Origin of the sequence: Collinsella sp. UBA1693 (assembly GCF_002320115.1) — a bacterium.
GTDB classification, from domain to species: Bacteria; Actinomycetota; Coriobacteriia; order Coriobacteriales; family Coriobacteriaceae; genus Collinsella; species Collinsella tanakaei.
On sequence record NZ_DCJT01000010.1, the window covers coordinates 148,186 to 171,358 of the forward strand.

Here is a 23,173-nt window from a genome sequence, read left to right on the forward strand (position 1 = left end):
GATGCCTAGTAGCAAAGAGCCCGCAACTCGTTGGGCATGGGTAGAGATTGACCAGGGGGCGCTTCGCCGCAATACGCGAGCATTTAAGAACCTTCTTGGATATGGCAAGCGTTTATGCTGTGTGGTCAAGGCCGATGCGTACGGTCACGGCGCCGTGCAGTGCGCTAAGATCATGCATGCTACCGGTGCGGACATGTTCGCGGTCGCCACGGTTTCCGAGGGTGTTCAGCTGCGCGAGGGCGGAATCAAGTCTCCCATTCTGGTTCTTAACGAGCCGCCAATCGACGCCTGCGATACCTTGCTTGAATATCAAATCATGCCGTCGGTCTACTCGTCCGAATTCGCCCTCGCCTATGGCGAGCGCGCTGTGGAGATGGGGTGCGTGGGCAAGTACCACATGGCTATCGAAACCGGCATGAATAGGATTGGCGTGCACTTTACCGACGTGCTCGAGTTTAGGCGCGAGATCGACTTCCATCGCGGTATCGAGTGCGATGGCGTGTTTACACACTTTGCCACAGCAGACGATCCCGATGGCTGGGATTATCGACTGCAGTGCACGCGCTTTAGCGAAGCCGTCGCTGCAATGAAGGATGCGGGTTTTGAGTGCGGCATTGTACATTGCAGCAATACCCCGGCTTCCATGCTGGATCATTCGATGCAGTTCGACATGATCAGAGCGGGAATTGGCTTGTACGGACTGCAGCCCTGCGAAAAGAGCGCCCCGATCATGCCGCTTGAACCCGTTATGAGCGTCCGCGCCCGTGTGACGCGCACTATTCATCCGGCGATGGGCGAGGGAGTGGGATACGGTTTTACATTCCGCGTTCCGCGCACCCGTGTTCAGGTGTGCACTATTCCCGTTGGATATGCAGACGGCTTGTCCCGTACACTGTCCAACAAGATGGATGTTCTCTATCGTGGACAACGGATTCGCCAGGTGGGCAATATCTGCATGGACCAATGTATGGTCGCAATCCAGCAGACGCCGGCACGGCAAATGCCCGAGGCGGAGGTGGGCGACCTGATTACCATCGTTGGCAAAGACGGCGATGCGGTAATTTCCATGGACGAGATGGCTCGCTTGCGCGGCACCATCAACTATGAGGTTGCCTGCGGGTTTGGCATGCGGCTCGAGAAGGTTTATATCTAGGAGGCCCCATGGGCGTAATGCATATTCCCGGGCATGACAATCAGGCCCCCCGCGAGGTGTCTTTGGACGAGATTCGCGCGGTGCTGGGCGATTGTCGCCTGTGTCCTCTGTGCGAGACGCGTAACAACATTGTCTTTGGAGTGGGGAACCCTCAAGCGCGCGTCATGTTTGTGGGAGAGGCTCCGGGTAAGAACGAAGACCTGCAGGGTGAGCCCTTTGTGGGCAGGGCGGGGGAGAATCTTAACGGTATCCTCTCTCTAGCTGGTCTTGCGCGAGAGGATATCTATATCGCCAACGTTCTTAAGTGCCGTCCGCCGGCAAATCGCAATCCCAAGCCCGACGAAGTGCTGGCCTGTTCCCCGTTTCTGCGCGAGCAGATTCGCAGCATCTGGCCGGACATCATCGTTACGCTAGGTAATCCTGCAACGCATTTTGTGCTGAAGACGGAGATAGGCATTACCAAGCTTCGCGGCAGGTTCCATCAGATGGGTCATTTTGTGGTAATGCCCACGCTCCATCCTGCGGCGGCCCTGCGCAACCCGGCTTGGCAGGAGTTGCTGGAGGCGGACTTTAGAATGCTGGGCGATTATCTCGCTCGTCACCCACAGGATGAGCAGCGGGATGCCGTGGTTCATTCAGACGCGTTGCCCAGGCTTAAGGAGTAGCGGCTATGTCATTAACGCGAGAGGCCGGGTGCCGCTATCAGAGCGAGTCGGTCGAGGATACCGAGCGCTTTGGAGAACTGGTCGCGGCTTTTCTGAACGAGGGCGATGTTCTCATTCTCACCGGCGGGCTTGGTGTGGGCAAGACTCATTTCACCAAGGGCGTATCACGCGGCCTGGGTGACGCCCATCCCGTGACCAGTCCAACGTTTGCACTGATGGCGGTGCATGACGGCGGCAGGATTCCGCTTTTTCACTTTGACCTGTATCGTTTGGAGCATGCCTACGAACTTGAGGATACGGGCATCTTTGACGTGCTTGGCTACGAAGGCGCGTGTCTGCTCGAGTGGGGCGAACAGTTCCAAGATGAGCTGTGTGATGAATACCTGTCCGTGGTGATCGAACGTCAAGGGGAGCACCGGCGTTCTATTCGCCTTGAGCCGTTTGGGAAGCGGGCAGAGGAGCTTGCGGCGCAAATTGACGCCGCGATGAAAGGCGTTGCCTAGGGTTGCGGCGCCATAGGAACAGGAAACGGTTTGAAACCATGTTAGTAGTTGCACTTGATACCTCGACGGATATGCTTGCCTGCGCGTGCGCAGAGTGGACGGCGACCCTGGACGGCGGCGGCGTTGAACTTCTGTCTCACCAGGACCACATGTGCCGCCGTCACGCCAATGTGGAGTTGGTGAATGCGGTCGACGCAGCTCTTCAAGATGCCGGTGCGTCTATGGATAAAGTGGGTGCTGTGTTGGTGGGGCGTGGTCCGGGGTCGTTTACCGGCGTGCGCATTGGCATCTCTACGGCAAAGGGACTTGCCCGTGGCGCGGGCGTGCCCCTGTACGGGGTGTCCACGCTTGATGCTTCTGCATGGACCGCGTGGCGCGCTGGCGTTCGCGGTTTACTTGGCGTGGCAGCGGACGCCATGCGCGGCGAGGTGTACCCCGCGCTCTATAGCGTTGATGAGGACGGGCCGCACCGCCTGTTTGAGCGCGAGCGCGTTGTCAAGGCCGCCGTCGCCGTTGAAGAGTGGTCTTCGCGTCCGGACTGCGACGAGCTGCAGATCACGGGAGACGGCTTGGTGCGCTATGCCAAGCTGTTTGAAGAGGCCGGCCTGATGGAGCGCGTTCTCGATCGCGAGCTTTGGTGGCCCTCTGGAGAGGGTTTGCTGCTTGCCGCCGCCAGCTCCAGGGTTATGCTGCATGATCAGAGCGGCGACCCTGCGCAGGTTTTGCCCGTATATACCCGCTTGTCCGATGCAGAGGAGAACGAGCGCAAGCGTCTTGGTCTAGCCCAGAGCGCGAAGAGCGAGGTCACGGGCGTTGCGGACGAGCTTGCCGGAAGACACCTGCAGTTCCGTCCCATGGGGCCCGCGGACGCAGAAGCCGCCGCCGAGCTCGAAGCGACGTGTTTTGCCGACGCGAGCCACACGCCCTGGTCTCCGCAACAATTTATGTCCGAGCTGGCGTCGGATGCCGCGGCGCCCCGTTCCTGGTGGGTTGCGCATGACAATGGCGAGTTGGTGGGTATCGCGGGGGGCATGGCGATCGATACCGACGTAGAGATCCTAGATGTCGCGGTGGCGCCGGATCGCCGCCGTCAGGGCATCGCGCGCAAGCTGCTCTCCCATGTGAGCTATGATGCCCAGATGCTTGGCTGCACTACCGCATCACTTGAGGTCGAAGCGAATAACGGCACGGCGATCGCACTGTACGAGTCGTTGGGCTTTTCCCGCAGCGGAGTGCGTCGCGGCTACTATGGGACTGGCGCGGATGCGTGCATCATGACCGCGACGTTGCCGCTGGTATTGCCGGTGGACGCTACGTCTCCGGAGCCGACTGCTGCCGCTTCTCGTCCGTGGCCCCTGCCTGAGCCGCGGCGAAGCGACGCCGAGCGCAGACTTTTGGAAGAGAGCTCTTTGGTTATGGCTATCGAGAGCTCGTGCGATGAGACCGCGGTTGCCATTATCGATGCGGCGGGCAGGATGCTCGCCAACCAGGTGTCAACGCAGATTGACTTCCATGCGCGCTTTGGCGGCGTTGTGCCGGAGATCGCCTCGCGCAAGCACGTCGAGGTGATCGTGGGCGTGGTCGATGCCGCGCTCGAGGAAGCTGCTGCTTCTTTGGGACTGGCAGATCCTGTTGCCCCCAGCGAGCTCGCCGCCGTTGGTGTTACGCAGGGTCCCGGTTTGGTTGGTGCGCTGGTTGTGGGCGTTGCCTTTGCAAAGGGCTTCGCATTCGCCGCGGGCAAGCCGCTTATCGCCGTCAACCATCTGGAAGGCCATCTGTACGCCAACCTGCTGACAACACCCGACCTGGAGCCGCCGTTTATCTTTACGCTGGTTTCTGGCGGCCATACCATGTTGGTGCATGTCCGCGCGTGGGGCGATTACGAGGTACTGGGCGAGACGCTGGACGATGCCGTGGGCGAGGCCTTCGACAAGGTCGCCAAGGCGTTGGGGCTGGGGTATCCGGGCGGTCCCATCATTTCGCGTTTGGCCGAGGACGGCGATCCCAAGGCGATTGATTTCCCCCGCGCCATGATGCATAGCCATGATTACCGGTTCTCGTTGTCGGGCCTTAAGACCGCGGTGGTTACCTATATCGAGCAGGAGGCCGCAGCGGGCCGTACCATCCATCTTCCCGACCTCGCGGCGTCCTTTGAAGCGGCCGTGTTCGACGTTCAGTTCAAGAAGGCTTGGGATGCGCTCAAGCAGACGGGTGCCAAGGAATACTGCCTTGGCGGAGGCGTGGCGGCCAATCCGCATCTGCGCGAGCTCCTTGTCCGCAAATTGAGCCGCAGGGGCGTCCGCGTGACGCTTCCCCCGCAGCATGCGTGCACGGACAACGCCGCCATGATCGCCGAGGTCGCTCGACGTAAATACCGCGAAGGCGATTATGCCGGTTTTGATATAGATGCCGATCCAAACATGACGCTGTAGAGTCGCTGCGATAGGCTACTTGTAGGAACCGCTTCTCACACTTGAAACGAGACGTTTACACGCCCGCAATGAAAGGGAGCGTTATTTGACTGCATCTAGATAAAGTGACAAACTGGCTTATCGTTCCACGAGGGAGTGGTAGCGCATCCAGTGCGCACGTTTACGTAAGAAAGTTGTTAGAGCCATGCAGCAAGCCCAGCTAATTATTATCAGCATTATTAGCTAACGCGGGCACGCATGCTTTGGCTTGCCCGCGCGATAGCGGGCGGCTATGAGTGGTGCAAGGGCCGTCGAGATGAATCGACGGCCCTTGTTTTTTATGGCTTGGACGAGTTTCTTGGGGGAAGGAGCTTCTATGAATGGAGTTACAGTAATCGTAGTCGCTGCGGTTGTTTTGGCCGCTGGCTACCTGGTGTATGGCCGCTGGCTCGCCAAGAGCTGGGGCGTGGACAACGCGCAGCTGACGCCGGCGCGTCGCATGATGGACGGAAAGAACTTCTCTCCGGCCTCCTGCTTCACCGCGTTCTCGCATCAGTTCTCGTCGATCTGCGGTGCGGGTCCCGTTACGGGCACTATCGTCGCCATGATGTTTGGCTGGCTGCCCGTTATGCTGTGGGTGCTGGTGGGCGGCATCTTCTTTGGCGCCGTGCATGACTTTGGCGCCCTGTACGCCTCGATGAAGAACAACGGCAAGTCGCTTGCCCAGCTGATCGATAAGTACATCGGTCGCACGGGTCGTCGTTTGTTCTTGCTGTTCAGCTGGCTGTTCTGCATCATTGTTATCGCCGCGTTCACCGATATGGTCGCCGGTACGTTCAAGACCGTCGTCGATGCCACCAGCGGCGCGGTCGATTACGCCAAGTCCTATGCGGGCGGCACCGCTGGTACCATCTCTATGCTGTTTACCTTTGTGGCCATCGCTTTTGGTTGGGGCTGCCGCAAGTGGAACCTCACCGGCGCTAAGGAGTTCGCCCTCGCCGTTGTTCTGATGGTCGCTATGTTTGCCGTGGGCATGCAGTTCCCCGTCTACTTGGACAAGATGGGCTGGTTTGCCGTCATCATGGTGTACCTGGTCTTCGCTGCTGCCATGCCCATCCAGACGCTTAAGCAGCCGCGCGACTACCTCACCAGCATCATGATGCTGGTTATGATCGCTTGCGCGGTGGTTGGCATTGTGGTTTTGGGCGCTGCCGGCAAGGCAACCATGACCGCCCCCACGATCGTTGACGGTGACACCCTTGCCGCCCTGTCCGCATCTGGCAAGAACGTCTTCCCGCTCCTGTTCGTCTCCGTCGCTTGCGGCGCTCTTTCCGGCTTCCATAGCTTGGTTTCTTCCGGCACTTCGTCCAAGCAGGTTGAGAAGGAGTCCGATGCACTGCCTGTTGGCTACGGCGCCATGGTTCTGGAGTCCTTTGTTGGCATCCTCGCCGTCGTTATCGCCGGCATCATGTTCAGCGATCTCAACACCGCCGGCACCGGCGCTCTTAACAACGGGGTCGCCGCAACGCCCTTCCAGATCTTCTCTCAGGGCATCGCTCGCGGCATGACGTCCTTTGGCGTGGATGCTACCGTTGCAACCGTCTTTATGACCATGTGCGTTTCCGCCCTCGCCCTTACGTCCCTGGACGCCGTGGCTCGCATCGCCCGTCTCTCCTTCCAGGAGTTCTTCGCTACCACTAACGATGCCCTCGCTGCCGAGGACTCCTCGTCCGCGACCGGCTTCATGAAGGTTGTCACCAATCCCTGGCTTGCCACCGCGGTGACTCTGGTCCCGGGCCTTGCTCTCGCTTTTGGTGGCTATGCAAACATCTGGCCCCTGTTTGGTGCTTCCAACCAGTTGCTGGGCGGCATGACCATGATCACCATCGCGGTCTTCTGCAAGGCTACGGGTCGCAAGGGCTTCATGCTCTACGTTCCCGTTGCGTTCCTGCTTGCCTGCACCTTCACCTCGTTGGTCCAGAGCGCGCTTGGTTGCGTGACTGCGCTTCAGGCGGGCGGCATGGCCGTCATGGCCACTTCTGGTTTGCAGTTGGTCTTTGCCATCCTTCTTATGGCTCTGGGCATCATGGTTGCCTACAACTGCCTCAAGGAGCTCTTTACCAAGGAAGCCGGTAGCATGCCGGACGAAGAGCCTGAGTGGTCTGCTATGGGTACCGCTGCCTACAAGGCCGGCGAGTTCAACGACCAGGAGTCCGTTGACGGCGCCACTGCCAATGCCTAAGGCTTGCTAGAGCATCTTAGATTTCTCCAACACATAGTTGTGAGTCGGCGGGGCCGGCATCGCGACCAGGGAGATTCTCCCGGTAACGCGATGCCGGCCCCGTTCTTATTTTGCAGTGCGTGTTTCGCAGCGTGCGCTTGCCGTTGCGCTAGCGAAGGTACTCGACCACGTCTGCAAAGGGACGGCGAAGTTTGGGATGTGGACGATGGCTGGGGTCGTGGACGCCAAACTGCACAAGGACGGACACGCCCCACTCGGCGGTATCGATGATGCCGCGGCCTGCCAGCACTCGTTCGAGCTCGGGGAAGGTGCAGCCCTCGATGGGGGTTGCATCGATGCCCATCACGGCTGCGGCAGAGAGCATGTTGGCAAGGGCGATATAGGTCTGCTTGGACGCCCAGTCAAAGAGCGCGCGCTTGGGATCGAGGGTCTGCGGAGACGTTTCAAGGACGCGCAGGTCGCGCTTCTGGAAGGTCTGGAACATCTCCAAGCGGGCCTTCTCGTCCTGAGGGGAGAGGCCCTGCACGTTATGGCAGATGTCATGCGCCCATTCGCTTTGCGCGGTAAGGTTCTTGCGGGCAAGCAGAATTACCGTGCGGTCGGCGTTTTTCTTAGCGCCCCAGGAGCAGTCGAGTAGCTGCTGGAGCAGTTCTTGATTCTCGACCACCAAGATTTTCCAGGGTTCCATGCCAAAGGAGCTGGGGGAGAGTCGCGCCGCCTCGAGAATGGTGTTGAAGTCGCTGTCGCTTATGTGGCCCTCTGGGGCATAGCGTTTGCAGGTAAAACGATCCTGTAGCGCCTTGATGAACATATCGCCGCCGTGGTTTGCCATGGTGCCTCCAATGGGTGCGGGTGGATAAAAGCAAGTTGCTTGGCTTGTACCCACGCAAGAGCGCCGGCGGGGCGATTGCGCGTTGTATTGCGCTTTTTTAGCATAGTGTTGTTCACGTTTGTCCGAAAAAGAAAACAGGTCAAAGCAAGAACATGCTTTGACCTGCTATTTCTTAGTGGCTGGGGCAGAGGGATTCGAACCCCCGTAACCGGCACCAAAAACCGGGGTCCTGCCGCTGGACGATGCCCCAAGACAATGGAATAGTGTAGCGTACTTTAGGCGCTAAGTGCGTCGCAAACGCCATCAAGCAGACGGATTGCAAGAGTTTGTGCGTCACTTGAGGTAAATGTGCCGTAGCGGGTGAGCCCGGTGAGCTCAAAACGCACGCGTGCGGGCTTTTGCGTCGACGCGGCGATCGCGGTGCGGATGCGCTGGGACAGGTTGGTGCATTCAGCCAGCGTGATAGTGGCCACGGGGGCTGCGGACTCGGGCGGCGGTTCGCTCGCAAGGACAAAGATCACGTCCATGTCCTGAGGCTCTTCGGAGTCGTACAGAACCACGCCGCTGTTCTCGGTGGTGGCGGACGCGATATTCCAAATGCGCGAGGCGATGTTGCGGGCGATGGCGTCCTCGCCGCCCACGGCAACGTTGACGTGCTCAAGAACGCTTGCTGCGCGGGCAAAGCCGGAGCGAGCCTCGGAGTCGATGTTCACCACGGAAGGCTTGTCCTTCCACACGTGGTGCAGGCGCTTGATGTAGTTAAAAGTGTCCTGAAACGCCATGCCGTCTGCAAAGAGGCCCACGTTTTCTTGAAACTGCTGCAGCGCCGCCTCGGTATGCGGACCAAAATAGCCGTCATCGATGCCGCAGGCAAAGCCAAGCACGTTGAGCGCTTGCTGCAACGCGCGTACATCTGCTCCGTGGAAATTAGGGAGGCGCAGGTAGAGTGTGCGGTCGCCCAGTTTGTACGACGCATCGACTAAGGCGCTCCAGCAAACGGAGTCGACCTCGTCCCCCGTGGCAAGACCGGATACAACGCGAAAATCTGACACGGCCTTTGCGGTGGAGGCGCCGTAGTCGCTACCCTCGAGCTCATGCTCGTCGATGGCGTAGCCAAGCGATGCCAGGCGCGTCTGCACGTCTTCGACGGCAGGGCCCTGCATGCCTTGCTTGATCGAGTCCATCGAAACCCCTTCCTATGGTGACCTTGCCCTTGTATGAAATCATCCATATAAAAGGGCGAGGCAGAATGCTCAGTGTTTGCGAATCGGTCCGCCTGTGCATGGTGAACCAACCTACAGTGTATCAATTATGATGCGGGCATATGTGTTCTTGCCGTTCAAATCTTTCGCAAGCCTTAAGGTGGCTTTAAGGCGGGAGCGTACCGACGTGTAGGAAAATAGTCGACAATTGCGTTGCATGATATGGTTGGGGCGCATTGCGCGCATCCGGCTTTTCATATGAGGGGGAACCGTGGAACGAGTAGCTGCAGCTTCAACGCGCAAAATGTTGATTGTGGACGATGAGCAGGACATCGCGGCGATGCTGGCCGATTATTTTTCGATGGAGGGCTATGAGACCGTTGTGGCAAACGACGGTTCTGCGGCTCTTGCACGCGCTGAATCCGGCGCGGATATTGTGCTCCTTGATGTCAACATGCCCGGCATGGATGGGTTTGAGGTGTGCCGTCGTCTGCGCGAGCACCTGGCCTGCCCCATCATCTTTCTTACCGCGCGCGTGGAGGATGTGGACCAGCTGGACGGGTTTGCCGCCGGCGCGGACGATTACGTGCTCAAGCCGTTTTCGCTAGAGGTCCTGGGGCGCCGCGTGGCAGCTCATCTGGCACGTGAAAACCGCGTTCGCGAGCAGGGCTCTTCGGTGAAGTTTTTTGAGCGCCTAACCATAGATTACGGAATGCGCACGGTCGAGGTGCGCGGCGATTGCGGTGAGGCGGTGCCGGTCGAGCTGACGCGAACGGAGTTTGACATCATTGCGCTGTTGAGCAAAAGCCCTGGAAGGGTGTTTGACCGCGACCTTATTTACCAGCGCGTTTGGGGTTGGGACGCAACGGGAGACTCGTCCATTGTCCGCGAGCACATGCGTCGCGTTCGCAAGAAGTTGGCGGGCGCCGGCGCGGGCGATGACTGCTTAGAGACCGTATGGGGCGTGGGTTACCGCTGGGTGGCCAAATGAGGCGTTTGCTGCCAAAAACGAGCCACCGGGGCGCGGACGGACATCGATCGAAGGAGGTTGGCTCGCCTTGCCCTAGTAGGCTGAAGCGCCTTCGCGCGTGGTGGGCCTCTCGCCCCCTCGCGGTGACGTTTGCCGTGTACCTGGCGTGTTATCTGGTTGTTGCGACCGCGCTTACCATGGTGGTTATAAGCGCGTTTGACCGCAGCGACTTTATTCAGTATTACGAAGTTGAATTTGAGGACCAGGGTGGGCGCGTGACGCACGCGGCGGTTGATTCAGGTCCCTATATTTATGACGAGGAGCTAAATCAGCTGGTTCCCGCCACGGAAATAGACGTGCCGGGCGATAACCCCTATGCCGTGTTTGTGAGCGTGGACGAGCAAAGCGTGCCGGCGTATACGCAGGATGGCTCCAGCGATAGGTACCGTGAGGTGTATGCGACGCTTGAGATGCTTGAATCTGGCCAGATCGAGCTCTATGACTGGGGTCTTAATTACAACGACCAGTATCCGCAGGAAGACGTGCTGAGCGACTACGATGACATCACCGCGCAGGTGCTGCCAGAATACGATCGGATCAACCGCGCGGGCCGCGTGGACTCCGTCGCGATGTTTGAGACGGCGACGGGCATAGACTTTGCCCAGGCGTTTGGCGCAGGCAAGACGTCCAACGTTGCCTACTACGCCGACGCCATAAGGGTTGCAGAGCCGGGCTATACCATTTTGAACCTATTGATAGGCGCGTCGCCATTTGTGATTTACGGCGGCCTGGCCATCATCATGTTCCGCCGCTTCTACCGCGTGCACATCGCCGAGCCCCTGGATGATCTTTCCGGCGCCGCTCGCCGCATTGCCGCCCAAGACCTCGATTTTTGCATTCAGCCGGTGCAGGGCAAGGAGCTGGGCGCTCTTTCGGTCACGCTGGAAGACATGCGAGCATCGCTGCTGGCGGCTCAGCGTGAGCTATGGCGCACTGCGGAGGAGCGCCGCAGGCTCAACGCGGCGTTTGCACATGATCTGCGTACGCCCGTGACGGTGCTAAAGGGCACGGTCGAGATGGCGCGCCTGCGCGAGGCAAAGGGCGAGCACATGGACGAGGAGCGGCTTGAGACGCTTGCGGGGCAGGTTGGGCGACTGGAGTCCTATGCCAACGCTATGAGCGGATTATCCAAGCTTGAAGACAGGGACGTGGTTCGGACTTCGATGGGAGCCGAAGAGCTTGCCGACGAGCTATTTGAGCATGCCGCCGACATCGTGTCCGCCCGCGGCGAAGGGCTGGAGCTTGCGTGCAAGCGCGGTCTGCTTGAGGGGGATGCCTGCGTGGACGTGGCGCTTGTCGAGGAGGTCATGGGCAACGTTCTCAACAACGCGTGCGGGCATGCGGCGGGAAGCATAACCGTGGCGGTGTCTTGCGGCGCTGCGGCTGGAGGCGCCGCGGCCGGCGACGGTGGCGATGGCAGCGCGGACGATAGGATGCTTGTTGTGGCTATTGAGGACGATGGGCCCGGCTTTACACCCGAGGCGCTGCACCGCGGGTGCGACCCCTTTTATAGCGATCGCAAGTCGGCGGAGCACTTTGGCCTGGGCCTCAACGTGTCACAGATCCTCGTCCAGCTACACGGAGGCAAGATTGAGCTGGGCAACGCGCCGGATGGCGGGGCTCGCGTGACCGCAACGTTTGACGTCGGCGCGTTTTCATAAGAGCGCGAGGACGTTCGGACGCGGTTTCCTACGGGATTCGAAAAAACTATTCGACCGTTGACAAAGAGTTGACAGGCGGATGCGAACCTAATGATAAGGAAGATGTTAGGGGAGGTCGCCATGATGCCTGTGAATGGTTTGGAGCCGGAGCCCGTGCTGGGCAGCGTGTCGTTTGCCGAGGGGGCTGAGACGGCCTCGTGCGCAGGTACGGGCGTGCGAGGCGCGGGCGATGCCGGGCGCCGGGGCGGTTTTCGCCTGCGCCGTTGGCATGTGGTATGCGCACTGGTGATTGTTGCCGCCTTGGTGTTGGGCCTGTGCTGGCGTTATTTGCCAGACGTATACGCATGGCTTTCTAATCCCGATGCCGTGCATGCGTACGTGGAACAGCATGCGGCTCTCAGCCGCCTTGCCATCATAGGCGTCAATACGCTTCAGATAGTGCTGGCGTTTTTGCCCGGCGAGCCCATTGAGCTGGCAAGCGGCTACGCCTTTGGTTTTTGGGAAGGCACCGCGGCCTGCCTGGTGGCAAGCGCGGCGGGGTCCTCGCTGGTCTATTGGGCCGTGCGCCGCTGGGGCTGGAAGGTTATGGGGCTGTTCTTTACCCGCGAGCAGTTTGAGCGGTTTAGCTGGCTTAAAGATGCGCGCAAGCTCGAGTTCATCATGTTGGTAATCTTCCTTATCCCGGGTACGCCCAAGGATTTTCTCACGTATTTCGCCGGCCTTACGCGTATGCGTTTTGGCGCCGTTTTGGCGATTGCCACAGTAGGCAGGATTCCTTCTATTGTGACATCGACCGTTGCCGCCTCTGCGTTTGGCGCGGGCGAGTACGGCGTCATGGTTGTCTCGATGGTGATTGCCGTTTTGCTTGCGGGCCTGGGCGCCATTGCGTATAGGTCGCTTGAGGCGAAGGCCCGCCGCTAGAGGCGTGCAGGCAAACGCTTACTTCGTCGTGCCCTGGTCTTTACGCCCGGCTTGCCATGGGCGCGTAGGATAGGGCCACGGCAAGAATGCCACGGTGCGACGAGTGCTGTGAGCTGCGTTAAGGGGATGAGAAGATGAACAAGCTGCGCGCGTGGGGCGACGTAATGATGGATGAGGACGGTGTCGAATTTGACGTGCTGCCCTTGCTGGAAGATAAAGGTGCCCTTGCTTCTGCAGCAATTTGCAGCGTGATCTTGGTGGCGCTGCTGGTCTCGCAGCTTTTGTAGCGCAAAAGCGAGGGCGGAAAAGTCGGTAAGAACCAGGGCGTAAGCCTAAAAGCGGTCCGGATTGCGCGTGCGCAGTTCGGACCGCTTTGTGATTTGGGCGGTTTGGATGGATGCGTTGGCAGTGGTGCCAACGCCTGAGGCGACCCTGTTAGCTCAGGCGTTCGACAAAGAAATCCGCCATGCTCATGAAGAGCTCCTTGCAATGGTTGTCCAGTTCAATATTGGCGAGGAGTTCCTTTGCCTGCGCCGTGAGTTTGAACGAATAGTCGCGCGCAAAGTCGATGGATCCCGCCTCCTCGAAGATTTCGACGCCGCGCGAGAGAACCTTGGGGTCTGTGGCGCCGGATTGCAAGATCTGCACCAGCTCGTCGCGGTGGCTGCTGTGGGCGAGGGCGTGGACGGCGACCAAGGTGCGCTTGCCCTCGGTGATGTCCGAGCGGAAGTCCTTGTTTCTCGCTTCTTTTTTGCCCACCAAGTTGAGCAGGTCGTCCTGAATCTGGAAGGCGAGCCCTGTGTTAAGGCCAAAAGCGCGCAGCGCCTCTACCTGTTCGTTTGAGCCGCGGCCAATGATGGCTCCGCATGCCAGGGGCGTGGCGCCGCTGTAGTGGGCGGTTTTGAGCGTGGCCATGCGCAGGTAGTCATCGACGGTGAGGTCAAAGCGCTGGTCGCGCACCCAGCCAAGATCGAGCGCCTGGCCTTCGATGGTGCGCGTGGTCATGTCGACAAGCTCGTGCAGCAAACGGATCTTCATGTGGTCGTCAAGCGAGTCATCGTCCAAAACGCTGCCCGTCACCAATGAGAGGGCGAGGTCGCCGCAGTTGATGGCAATGCCCTCGCCCTCGGTGAGGTACATGCATGGCTCGCCGCGTCGTAGCTGACCGTTGTCGGCGATATCGTCATGGATAAGGGCGGCGGACTGAAAATGCTCGATCGCGGCCGCCGTGCTGATGGCGGCGTGGAAGTCTCCGCCCACCGCCTGGCAGGCAAGCATGCAGATAAGGGGGCGGTGACGCTTGCCCGCATTTGCCGAGAAGCGTCCCAGCGGTGCGTAAAGATAGGCTTCGATGTCGGCGTTATCGGTTTTGTCGGTAAAGAACGACATCAAATGCCGGTTGATTTCTTCAAAGTGTCGGTTGAGGAAACCGGTGAACGGGCTAGGCACGCTAAATCAGGGTCCTTTGCATAAATAGCTTGCTTAAACGGGCAGGTGGACGGACTGGCGAGAATCGCTGTTGGCTCTACTGCGCGGTGGCGAAGCCGTCGGGGTTTTTGGACTGCCAGTTCCACGAGTCGCGGCACATGTCATCGATACCGTACTGAGCCTTCCAGCCCATTTCGCGCTCTGCCTTGGAAGCATCGCCGTAGACGGCGGCAACGTCTCCACCGCGGCGCGGGCAGATCTTGTAGGGCAGCTCGCGGCCGCATGCAGCGGAGAACGCACGGACAACTTCGAGTACGGACGTGCCCTGGCCGGTGCCCAGGTTAAAGATCTCAACGCCCTCGCGGCCGTTCATCCAGTCAAGAGCGGCGACATGGCCGGTTGCAAGGTCTACAACGTGGATGTAGTCGCGCACGCCGGTGCCATCGGGGGTGTCGTAGTCGTCGCCAAAAACCTGGACGGCCTCGAGCTTGCCTACGGCGACTTGCGCAACATAGGGGACAAGGTTGTTGGGGATGCCCTTGGGATCTTCGCCGATAAGGCCGCTCTTATGGGCGCCGATGGGGTTGAAGTAGCGAAGCAGCACAACGTTCCACTCGGGGTCGGCGGTGTGCAGGTCGGTGAGCATCTCCTCGATCATCCACTTGGTCCAGCCATAGGGATTGGTGGCGGGCTTCTTGGGATCGGTTTCGCGCACGGGCAGGCGGTCGGGGTCGCCGTAGACGGTTGCGGAGCTGGAGAAGATGATCGACTTGCAGCCATGCTGGCGCATCACGTCAACAAGTACCAGCGTGTTCTCGATGTTGTTGTGGTAGTACTCAATGGGCTTGTGAACGGACTCGCCCACGGCCTTGAAGCCGGCGAAATGGATCACGCGGTCGATGTGGTGCGCGTCAAAGATGCGGTTCATGGCGTCGCGATCAAGAACGTTCGCCTCGTAGAAGGTGAGGCGCTTCGCGGCCTCGTCGCCAGCGATCTGCTTGATGCGGTCGACGGCGATGGGGCTGGAATTAGAGAGGTCGTCCACGATGACAACCTGATAGTCCTTGGCAAGGAGCTCGACCACGGTGTGCGAGCCGATAAAGCCGGCGCCGCCGGTGACGAGTACGCAGGTATCCTGAGGTGCAAGTTCTTGAGACATAGGTCCTCCTCTGTGTTTGCACGAACTCTCAAAAGTATAGCGCACTGCCTGGGGCGGCCGTTCATCCGTTGGGTGTTGATGAATCTCGTCCAAGGTAATCCGAAGAGGGTGCTCCTGAGGTATCCTTATGCGACAGGCAGTGTTCGACATATCATTACACATTAAACGGAGTCCATATGTCACAGCCCACCATGCAAGCGCCCCGTAACAAGGCGGGCGAGATTTGCGCACTTGAAAGCGACCGGCTTGCCATAAGCCGGCGCAATGCCATAAAAGCGCTGTTTGGCGCGGCGGCAGCGGCAACGCTGTTCGCCAGCCCCATGCGCGCCTTCGCTACGCCCTCCGCAACCAAAGAGACCACCGATGCCCTGGCTGCCGCCCAAAAGAAATTTGAAGAGGCGCAGCAGCAACTCGATGACCTTTCCGATCAATTTCAGACGTTATCTGAGGAGCTGGACGATACTATCGGCCAGATCGAGGACGTCAACGGCCAGATCGATGACACGCAGGAGCTGATCGAGGAGAAGCAAGAGGAGCTTGAAGAAAAGCAGGGCGAGCTGGCCCACCGTGTGTCGAGCAGCTATAAGGCTGGCGATAATCGCATGCTGGCGCTGCTGCTTTCGTCCGAATCCTTTAGCGATCTGCTGTCCAAGACCTACTACATCAACAAGGTGAACGAAAGCGATCAGCGCGCCATTGAAGAAGTGGCGCAGATCCAAGAGGACCTAAAAGAAACCAAGGCGGAGTTGGAAAGCCAGAAGGTTGAGCTTGAGGGCCTTAAAGAACAGCAGACCGCGCAGCTGCAGAGCATGAAAGATAAGAAGGATGAGGTCCAGGCGCTGCTTGATGGCCTTGACCAAGATGTAAAGGACCTTATCGCCAAGCGCGATGCCGAGATTCTCGCCGCTGCGAAAGCGGAGGAGGAGGCGCGCCGCGCTGCCGAGGAGGCCGCTAAACAGCAGGCATCTGGCGGTACCACGAGCATTCCGGGCGACGGCCAGGGATCGTCCAGCGCGGGCAACCTGCAGCAGCTTGTTGTGGCGTGGTGCAAGAAGACGCCGTCCCCCGGCGCGGGTCTTTGCGCCTGGTGGGTTTCCGACGTGTTTGAGCGCGCGGGCCTGGGCAACGTTCCCGGTAACGCGGACGATATGTATAGCAACTTCTGCACCAGTTCTAAAAAGTCGAACCTGCAGGTTGGCATGATTATCGCGGTCTCGTCCCACAGCCATACATGGGCGGGCAGGATCTACGGCCACGTGGGCATTTATGTGGGCGATAATACCGTAATGGATAACGTTGGCTATATTCGCAGTATCAATGTGGACGAGTGGATCAGCTATTACGGCGATATCGTGACCCCGCGTTGGGGCTGGGCGAACGGCAACAACCTCGCCGGATAGCAAGGGTTTCAAACGGGTGGCGCCCCGCCGTCCCCCTGGATGTGCGCTTCGCGGAGCATCTAGGGGGACGGCGGGGCGCCTTTGTGTTTGATGGCTTGCCGGCGTGGTGCGTGGTGAACTTGCGGCGTACTGTCGGTGTTGGCGCGTGTTGTACTGGGCGCCTGCACCGGGTCTGGATGCTGTGCTGCTAGATGCCGAGTAGGTTGATGACACACAGGCCTGCCAGGTAAACCAGGCACGCCGCGGCGAAAGGACCGTCCGCGTGCGGGGAGAAGCGCATCTCATGGTAGTGGGTGCGGGAGGCGTCGCCGGTGTAGCAGCGGGCATCTAGCGCGCGGCCAAGGTTGTCCGCGTGGCGCAGCGCGCTTGCAAACAGCGGTACCACCAGCGGCACGCATGCGCGTGCGTAGGCCAGGGCGCCTTTGTTCTCAAGGTCTGCCCCGCGTGCGGTTTGCGCGGCAACAATGTTGTCCGCCTCTTGCGCGAGCGTGGGAACAAAGCGCAGCGCGATGGACAACACCAGCGCTCCCTGGCTTACGGGAACGCCCAGGCGCTCTAAGGGCGCGAGTAGTTTTGCCGCGCCATCGGTAAGCGCCGTGGGCGTGGTGGTGAGCATAAGCAGCGACCCTGCGATAAGCAGCAAAAAGAAGCGAACCGTATAGAGAATCGCCGCCTCGACGCCGCCGCTAAAGATGCGGATGGGGCCAAAACCAACAAGCTCTTGGCCGGTTTGCACAAAAAACAGGTTGATAAACGATGTGATAAAGAGGAAAAGCGCGATGGGCTTGATTTGGGATAGCAGCCGGCCTGCCGGCACGTTTGCCAGCGCGACGCATGAGCCCACGGCAACTCCCGCTATGGCGAGTCCGGCCAAGGAGTGCACAAAGAAGCAGCTCGCCATAAAGGCGACGGTCGCCACAAGCTTTGCCCGCGGGTCGAGGCGGTGGATGGCGGAGTTGGCAGAATAGTATTGGCCAATGCTAGCGCGCAGCGCCATGGGGCAGCACCTCCGTAAGAGACGCAACAAGTTCATCGATGGTGAGCGGGATGTTTTCGGCGGCGTTAGCGGACGAGGCGGCAAAGGAGAGCCCCATGCTGGCAAGACGCTCTGCGAACGCTTGCGCGCTTGGGATGCCTATGCTCTCCAGGGCGTCTGCGCGGGTGGTGAAAACCTCGCGCGGCGTGCCGTCGGCGACGACGCGCCCGTGATCAAGGATGACGACGTGGTCTGCAAGCTCGGCGACATCGTCCATAGAATGCGTGACAACCAGCAGTGCGGTGCCCTGTTTTTTAAGGTCTTGCAGCAGGGCGCGAACGTGCTCGCGGCCGCGGGGGTCAAGCCCCGCCATGGGCTCGTCAAGCACCAAGACGGGCTGGCGCATGGAAAGGACCCCGGCCAAGGCGACGCAGCGTTGCTGGCCGCCGGAGAGCGCGAAGGGCGATCGACAGAGCAGTGCCTCTGTAGGCTCAAGACCGGTTTTAGCGAGAGCGCTCGCTACGCGTTCACGAACCTCGTCCTCGTCCAAACCCAAATTATGCGGGCCAAACGCAACGTCCTCATAGACGGTTTGCGCAAAAAGCTGGCGTTCGGGCAGCTGCGACACGTAGCCGATCTCTTTTCTAAGGCGCGGACGAAGTCGAAGGTCTGCGGTGTCGATGCCGTTTACCTTGACGGTGCCGGTAAGGGGGACTTTGAGTGCGCATGCGAGCTCGATGCTGGTTGATTTGCCCGATCCGGTATGGCCTACCAGGGCGGTTAGGGAGCCCGGTGTCAAAGAGAGGCTCGCGTTATCCAAGGCGAGCGGGCCCGAGGGACGCTTCTTGGCGGGGTGGCAGAACCCGCGCCGGTGCTTTTTGCGGGCAGATGCTGCCTGCGCGTAGTCATAGGAGACGTCGCGGAAAGTGATGGCGGGGATGGCGTCTTTGCGGGGCTGGGGCGCGTTATCGATGCCGGCTTCGTTGCTCGACGGCGTGTGGTGGACGGGGCCTTGCGGTGCCATGGACGCAAGGGAACGGGCAAGTTCGTCTTGGTCTGCGGTGAGGGGCGCGTTGATGCCGCTGTCGCGAAGATGCTGGGACAGGCGCATGGCGAAGGGGAGCTCCAAGCCAAGCTGGTTGATACGTTCATGGTGGGCGAAGACCCGCTGCGGCGTCCCGTCCAGCGCGACGAGGCCGTGGTCCAGCACTATGACGCGGTCTGCGAGCAGGGCATCGTCCATATAATGCGTGACGTGAACCACGGTGATGCCGCGGCGCTTGAGCGAGCCCACAATGCGCTGGATCGACTGTCTGCCGTGGGTGTCGAGCATGGCCGCCGGCTCATCGAGCAGCAAGATCTGCGGATCCATGGCGAGCGCACCGGCGATGGCGACGCGCTGCTTTTGCCCGCCGGAAAGATCCGCGGGGTCTGCTTGCGCCAGGTGGCCCATGCCCACGGCTGCCAGGGCGGCATCGACGCGCTGGACAATCTGCTCACGCGGAGCGCCCAGGTTTTCCGGGCCAAAGGCGACGTCGTCTGCGACGACGCTGGTGGTCATTTGGTCTTCTGGATGCTGGAACACCATGGCTGCCCGCGTGCGGATCGCCATGGCGTTAGCGGGATCCAGCGTGCTTTTGCCCAAAACGCGAACGTCTCCCGATGTGGGCAGAATCAGCGCGTTGAGCAGCTGGATGAGGGAGGACTTCCCCGACCCGTTGCTGCCTAGAATGCAGACATGCTCGCCTTGAGCGATAGAGAGCGTGATACCGCGAAGCGCTTCTACGGGCTGCGCGGTAGGGGAGGGGTAGCTGAGGCGTACGTTGTCTAGCTGGATGATGGGCGAGCTGTGCATAGGATGCTTTCTAATGGTGAGCAAAAGCTGCAACGGACAAGCGCGGGCACGTTGCGGTGTGGTCGCGCCCGCGCTTGCGCAAGGCTGGGCTTGCGTGGAGTTTATGCCTTGCTGGAGTGCAGGACGTTCATGCAGGGGGCCAGCAGCACTTGGCCGGCAACCACGTTGATGACCATCTTAAGGGTGTTGAAGGGTAGCAGGATGGGCAGGATCATGCCCGCTACCTGCTCCATGGTGACGGCGGTGTACAACGGCGTCACCACCAGGTTGAGCGCGCAGGCGGCGACGATGGACAGCGCAGCGCCGAAAACCATGCCCGCGATGGAGCCCGCGCGGGTGTTGCCGGACTTGGCGTAGATAATCGCTGTGGGGATGATGAGGCAGCACGTGGAGAGCATACCCATGGGTGCGCCAAAGGGGTCGAGGAAGACGCGCGGCAACCAGGACAGGATGGCGACGGCGGCGCCCAGCTTGGGGCCAAACGCCAGCGCGGCAAGCAAGCAGACGATGCCCGAGGGGTCGTACATAAGCCAGGGGGCCGCAGGGAAGATGGGGATTTGGATAAAGGAGAGCGCGAACGAAGCTGCGGTAAACAGCGCGGCAAGGACGATTCGCTTGGTATCGATAGAGTTGTTCATAATGGGAGACCTCGTTTCTCTCATCCGGACTATACCGTCGGCTCCGGATTCGCACCGGATCAACCGCTTGCGCGGCTCGCGGGCTTGTGGACGCGCGTTTCGCATCCATTTACCGCCGGTGGGGAATCTCGCCCCGCCCTGAAACATATGCGAGGCCACTATACTCGCTTGATGGAGTCATATGCAAGGGGCTGTGCGCTGGGTATAGTTAGGCTGCATAATTCAAGCGACATCAAGGCGGTGCTCATGCACGATTACGAAAGTTTCAACCCCGACCTTATTTGCGCCCTTGCCGGCGTGGTGGGCGAGGACAACGTGCTTATGGTGGAACCCATGAAGCTGCACACCACCTTTAAGATTGGCGGACCGGCCGATTTGCTGGTGAAGCCCCAGGATCCCCAGCAGCTGGTGCGCGTGCTGGACACCTGCACATTTGCCGAGACCCCCGTTACCGTGGTTGGCAATGGGTCGGACTTGCTGGTAAGCGACCGCGGCATTCGCGGCGTGGTGGTGCTGCTGCGCGAGAACATGGCGGACGTGCGCATTGAGGGCACGCGCGTTATTGCCCAGGCGGGCGCGCTGCTGCGAGACGTGGCGCTTGCCGCCGCGGATGCGGGGCTTTCTGGCCTGGAGCCCCTGTGGGGGATTCCCGCTACGGTGGGCGGCGCGTGCTTTATGAACGCCGGCGCCTACGGCGGCCAGACCTCCGACGTTTTGGAGTCTGTTGACGTCTACGTGCCCAGCAAGCGCGGGCAGCGCGGGTCGGTCTGCACGTTGGACGTGGACCAGCTCAACATGGGGTACCGCAAGAGCCGCGTGAATACGGACGGGCTCATCGTCCTGAGCGCCACCTTTAAGCTGACACCGGACAGCCCGGATGCCATTCGCTTTGCCATGGATGATTTCCAGGCGCGCCGCGAGGAGAAGCAGCCCTTGGACATGCCGTCCGCCGGCTCCACCTTCAAGCGGCCCGAGGGATATTTTGCCGGCAAGCTAATTATGGACGCAGGCCTTCGCGGGGCGAGCGTGGGCGGCGCGCAGGTGTCCGAGAAGCACTGCGGCTTTGTGGTGAATACCGGTCGCGCCACGGCGGCAGACGTGTGCGCCTTGATCGCCCATATTCAAGACGAGGTGAAGGCGCAGTTTGGCGTTGACCTTGAGCCTGAGGTAAGGCGCGTGGGCGAGTTTGACTAGCCGGCGCGGCCGCGGGGCTTGCGAGACGGGGCTTGCGAGATGGGGCCTAGGACTCGAAGCTGGTGAGCTCTTGCCAGCGCGAGCTCTCCGCATGGCTGCCATCGAGCTTGATGAAGTAGGCGGCGGTGTCTTGGTGGGTGTCTGCCAGGGCGCCGCCGTTTTTGCTACCCGCAACAAACAGCGTGGTAGAGAGCGCGTCTGCGGTGGTGGATGAGGGGCAGGCGACGGTCACGCTGGCGGTATCGGTTTGGACGGGCATGCCGGTACGGGGGTCTAGGATGTGCCAGTACGTGGTGCCGTCCAGCTCAAACGTGCGCTCGTAGAGACCGCTGGTCACCAACGAGCCGCCGGAGACATGGGCCGTGCCCACCACGGTGCTTCCGCCGGGGTCGTTGGGATCGCGGATGCCGGTGTTCCAGGTCGAAGCATCCGGCTTGGTGCCAAAGAAGGCGATGTTGCCGCCCAGCGAGATGACCGCGGCGGTGGCTTTGGTTTTGTTCGCCAACAGTTCGCACAGGCGATCTGCGATGTAGCCCTTGGCGATGCCGCCCAGGTCGAGTTTTGCCTGGGGGTCGGTAAGCCGAACCGTCGAGGATTCCTCGTCCACTTCCACCCCGTGCCAGTCGACGTGCTGAAGCGCGTCCGCGATGGTCGCGTCATCGGGGCGGACGCCCTTTTCAAAGTCCCATAGCGTCGAGACGGCGCCGATGGTTATGTCGAACAACCCGTCTGCCTGGGCACAGTAATCGATCGCGAGGGCGATGAGCTGCGCGGTGTCGGGATCGACGGCGGTCGCAGCTCCTTGGGCGGTGTTGATGCGCGCTATGTCGCTTGACGGGCTGTAGAGGTCGAAGAGCTCGTCATAGTGCGCGCACGCTGCCGATAGCTGGGACAAGGCGGCGTCATCCCCCCACACGGTGAACGTGCAGTATGTATCGAATGCGAAGGTGGATCCGGTGGCGGGCTTTGACGAGTCCCCCTGTGAGGCAGATGTTTGGTTGGTGTTTTTGGAACATCCCGCAAGGCCGGCGGCAACAAGAGCCGCTGTTGATGCCGTGGTGCAGATGGCTTGCCTGCGTGTGAGCACGGGGGCGGTGGGCGCGTTGAAACACGTCCTGGTGCCGGAGGTTTTATTGCCGGGGCGGTCGGCGGGCTTGCTATCTATGAGGCGAAGCGGCTTAAACACGGGTCGCCTCCTGCGGAATGGCGGAGAGCACCGCTTGGACCAGTATGCCGATTGCCAGACCGTAAATGATTCCGGCGACTGCCAGGACAGGCGCGTTGACAAAGGCGACGGTGGGGGAGAGCGTAAGCGCGACCATGATGAGCTGGCCCGCGTTGTGTGCGATTCCGCCCAGCACCGATATCGATATGGTGGAGAACAAACCGCTCTTGTGCGCCGCCACCATAATTGCCCAGGACAGCACGCCGCCAGCGATGCTAAAGACAAACATTTGCGGGTTGGCGAAGAGCATGGTCGAGCACGCCACCTTGATAAGCATAAGTATGAAGGCCGGTTTGGCCCCCATGCGCTCGAGCGCGAAGAGGACGATCGCGTTGCCCAGGCCCAGTTTGACACCGGTGATGGTGACGGGAAGCGGAACCAGGACCTCAAGATAGCCGGCGACCAGCGCAAGGGCTGCCAAGACGCCGTAAAGCGCCGCGCGTCTGGCGGGCGATGCGGGGGCGTTGCTATGTGGGTGTTCGTTCGTAATCATGCTGAGTAGTATAGCTGGTTTTACGGGCTCCTCTTATAGCGACGGTTCGATTGTGCCTGGTGGCGACTAGGGCGGCGGCTGCGGCGGATCGGGCGTGCCTAATAATCGCTTAGTGCGGAAGGCGAGCTGGGACAAAAATCGACTTAGTGCGGAGGTTTGGACAAATAGTGGCTTAGTGCGGTCTC

General features: G+C 60.4%; 20 protein-coding genes, 1 tRNA gene and 1 riboswitch. Of the genes, 11 read left to right on the forward strand and 10 right to left on the reverse strand.

Annotated elements, in window-relative coordinates; all coding sequences use genetic code 11:
• The first annotated feature begins 1 nt into the window (after window position 1).
• The 5 genes from alr (at window position 2) to B3H65_RS05035 (ending at window position 6,974) form a co-directional block, all read left to right on the forward strand.
• Window positions 2–1,153, forward strand: a complete 1,152-nt coding sequence (gene alr / locus B3H65_RS05015; protein ID WP_286684379.1) for an alanine racemase — start codon at window positions 2–4, stop codon at window positions 1,151–1,153.
• An 8-nt stretch (window positions 1,154–1,161) separates the two neighbouring features.
• Window positions 1,162–1,818, forward strand: a complete 657-nt coding sequence (locus B3H65_RS05020) for a uracil-DNA glycosylase (RefSeq protein WP_286684380.1) — start codon at window positions 1,162–1,164, stop codon at window positions 1,816–1,818.
• Between the two features lie 5 nt (window positions 1,819–1,823).
• Window positions 1,824–2,321 carry a tRNA (adenosine(37)-N6)-threonylcarbamoyltransferase complex ATPase subunit type 1 TsaE gene (gene tsaE, locus B3H65_RS05025; protein WP_286684381.1) on the forward strand — a complete coding sequence of 166 codons (498 nt, stop codon included), beginning with the start codon at window positions 1,824–1,826 and terminating at the stop codon, window positions 2,319–2,321.
• A 38-nt stretch (window positions 2,322–2,359) separates the two neighbouring features.
• Window positions 2,360–4,753 (forward strand): tRNA (adenosine(37)-N6)-threonylcarbamoyltransferase complex transferase subunit TsaD, encoded by a 2,394-nt coding sequence (tsaD, locus tag B3H65_RS05030; protein WP_286684382.1) that lies wholly within the window; start codon window positions 2,360–2,362, stop codon window positions 4,751–4,753.
• Window positions 4,754–5,108: 355 nt separating this feature from the next.
• Entirely contained in the window at window positions 5,109–6,974 is a 1,866-nt protein-coding gene (locus B3H65_RS05035) for a carbon starvation protein A (RefSeq protein WP_286684383.1), read from the forward strand.
• Between the two features lie 148 nt (window positions 6,975–7,122).
• On the opposite strand, the gene B3H65_RS05040 is transcribed toward B3H65_RS05035, so the two are convergent.
• From B3H65_RS05040 to B3H65_RS05050, 3 genes are all read right to left on the reverse strand, one after another.
• The gene (locus B3H65_RS05040; protein ID WP_286684384.1) at window positions 7,123–7,806 is read right to left on the reverse strand and encodes an NAD(P)H-dependent oxidoreductase; all 684 of its coding nucleotides are present in this window, start codon (window positions 7,804–7,806) and stop codon (window positions 7,123–7,125) included.
• Between the two features lie 176 nt (window positions 7,807–7,982).
• Window positions 7,983–8,056 (reverse strand) — tRNA-Gln (locus B3H65_RS05045).
• A gap of 25 nt (window positions 8,057–8,081) precedes the next feature.
• Window positions 8,082–8,990 carry a peptidoglycan-binding domain-containing protein gene (locus B3H65_RS05050; RefSeq protein WP_286684385.1) on the reverse strand — a complete coding sequence of 303 codons (909 nt, stop codon included), beginning with the start codon at window positions 8,988–8,990 and terminating at the stop codon, window positions 8,082–8,084.
• 322 nt (window positions 8,991–9,312) lie between these two features.
• Between B3H65_RS05050 and B3H65_RS05055 the strand changes: the two genes are divergently transcribed.
• The 4 genes from B3H65_RS05055 to B3H65_RS05070 all read left to right on the forward strand — a co-directional run bounded on the left by B3H65_RS05055 (window position 9,313) and on the right by B3H65_RS05070 (window position 12,907).
• Complete coding sequence (locus B3H65_RS05055) at window positions 9,313–9,999, forward strand: response regulator transcription factor (protein WP_349675989.1); 687 nt, start codon at window positions 9,313–9,315, stop codon at window positions 9,997–9,999.
• Between the two features lie 134 nt (window positions 10,000–10,133).
• Window positions 10,134–11,699, forward strand: a complete 1,566-nt coding sequence (locus B3H65_RS05060; protein ID WP_286684387.1) for a sensor histidine kinase — start codon at window positions 10,134–10,136, stop codon at window positions 11,697–11,699.
• Window positions 11,700–11,819: 120 nt separating this feature from the next.
• Window positions 11,820–12,620, forward strand: a complete 801-nt coding sequence (locus tag B3H65_RS05065; RefSeq protein ID WP_286684388.1) for a TVP38/TMEM64 family protein — start codon at window positions 11,820–11,822, stop codon at window positions 12,618–12,620.
• A 134-nt stretch (window positions 12,621–12,754) separates the two neighbouring features.
• Window positions 12,755–12,907 (forward strand): hypothetical protein, encoded by a 153-nt coding sequence (locus tag B3H65_RS05070; protein ID WP_278563428.1) that lies wholly within the window; start codon window positions 12,755–12,757, stop codon window positions 12,905–12,907.
• 148 nt (window positions 12,908–13,055) lie between these two features.
• Here B3H65_RS05070 and B3H65_RS05075 read toward each other — a convergent pair whose 3' ends face one another.
• Both B3H65_RS05075 and galE read right to left on the reverse strand, forming a co-directional pair.
• Window positions 13,056–14,009, reverse strand: a complete 954-nt coding sequence (locus tag B3H65_RS05075; RefSeq protein ID WP_286684389.1) for a polyprenyl synthetase family protein — start codon at window positions 14,007–14,009, stop codon at window positions 13,056–13,058.
• Window positions 14,010–14,145: 136 nt separating this feature from the next.
• Window positions 14,146–15,207 carry a UDP-glucose 4-epimerase GalE gene (gene galE, locus B3H65_RS05080; protein ID WP_117679116.1) on the reverse strand — a complete coding sequence of 354 codons (1,062 nt, stop codon included), beginning with the start codon at window positions 15,205–15,207 and terminating at the stop codon, window positions 14,146–14,148.
• Between the two features lie 176 nt (window positions 15,208–15,383).
• On the opposite strand from galE, the gene B3H65_RS05085 reads away from it, so the two are divergent.
• Window positions 15,384–16,607 carry a coiled-coil domain-containing protein gene (locus B3H65_RS05085; RefSeq protein ID WP_286684390.1) on the forward strand — a complete coding sequence of 408 codons (1,224 nt, stop codon included), beginning with the start codon at window positions 15,384–15,386 and terminating at the stop codon, window positions 16,605–16,607.
• Window positions 16,608–16,794: 187 nt separating this feature from the next.
• On the opposite strand, the gene B3H65_RS05090 is transcribed toward B3H65_RS05085, so the two are convergent.
• From B3H65_RS05090 to B3H65_RS05100, 3 genes are all read right to left on the reverse strand, one after another.
• Window positions 16,795–17,604 carry an energy-coupling factor transporter transmembrane component T family protein gene (locus B3H65_RS05090; protein WP_281694716.1) on the reverse strand — a complete coding sequence of 270 codons (810 nt, stop codon included), beginning with the start codon at window positions 17,602–17,604 and terminating at the stop codon, window positions 16,795–16,797.
• Window positions 17,588–19,438 carry an ABC transporter ATP-binding protein gene (locus tag B3H65_RS05095; RefSeq protein ID WP_286684391.1) on the reverse strand — a complete coding sequence of 617 codons (1,851 nt, stop codon included), beginning with the start codon at window positions 19,436–19,438 and terminating at the stop codon, window positions 17,588–17,590. Before B3H65_RS05095 ends, B3H65_RS05090 begins: the two co-directional genes overlap by 17 nt.
• A 101-nt stretch (window positions 19,439–19,539) precedes the next feature.
• The gene (locus B3H65_RS05100) at window positions 19,540–20,076 is read right to left on the reverse strand and encodes an ECF transporter S component (protein ID WP_009141047.1); all 537 of its coding nucleotides are present in this window, start codon (window positions 20,074–20,076) and stop codon (window positions 19,540–19,542) included.
• An 8-nt stretch (window positions 20,077–20,084) separates the two neighbouring features.
• Window positions 20,085–20,226, reverse strand: a riboswitch (FMN riboswitch).
• Window positions 20,227–20,322: 96 nt separating this feature from the next.
• Here B3H65_RS05100 and murB point away from each other — a divergent pair.
• Window positions 20,323–21,270 (forward strand): UDP-N-acetylmuramate dehydrogenase, encoded by a 948-nt coding sequence (gene murB / locus B3H65_RS05105; RefSeq protein WP_117679120.1) that lies wholly within the window; start codon window positions 20,323–20,325, stop codon window positions 21,268–21,270.
• Between the two features lie 46 nt (window positions 21,271–21,316).
• Here murB and B3H65_RS05110 read toward each other — a convergent pair whose 3' ends face one another.
• Both B3H65_RS05110 and B3H65_RS05115 read right to left on the reverse strand, forming a co-directional pair.
• Window positions 21,317–22,456, reverse strand: a complete 1,140-nt coding sequence (locus B3H65_RS05110; RefSeq protein WP_286684392.1) for an FAD:protein FMN transferase — start codon at window positions 22,454–22,456, stop codon at window positions 21,317–21,319.
• Window positions 22,449–22,988: a Gx transporter family protein gene (locus B3H65_RS05115; RefSeq protein ID WP_286684393.1), complete on the reverse strand. Its 540-nt coding sequence runs from the start codon at window positions 22,986–22,988 to the stop codon at window positions 22,449–22,451. Before B3H65_RS05115 ends, B3H65_RS05110 begins: the two co-directional genes overlap by 8 nt.
• Window positions 22,989–23,173 lie beyond the last annotated feature (185 nt).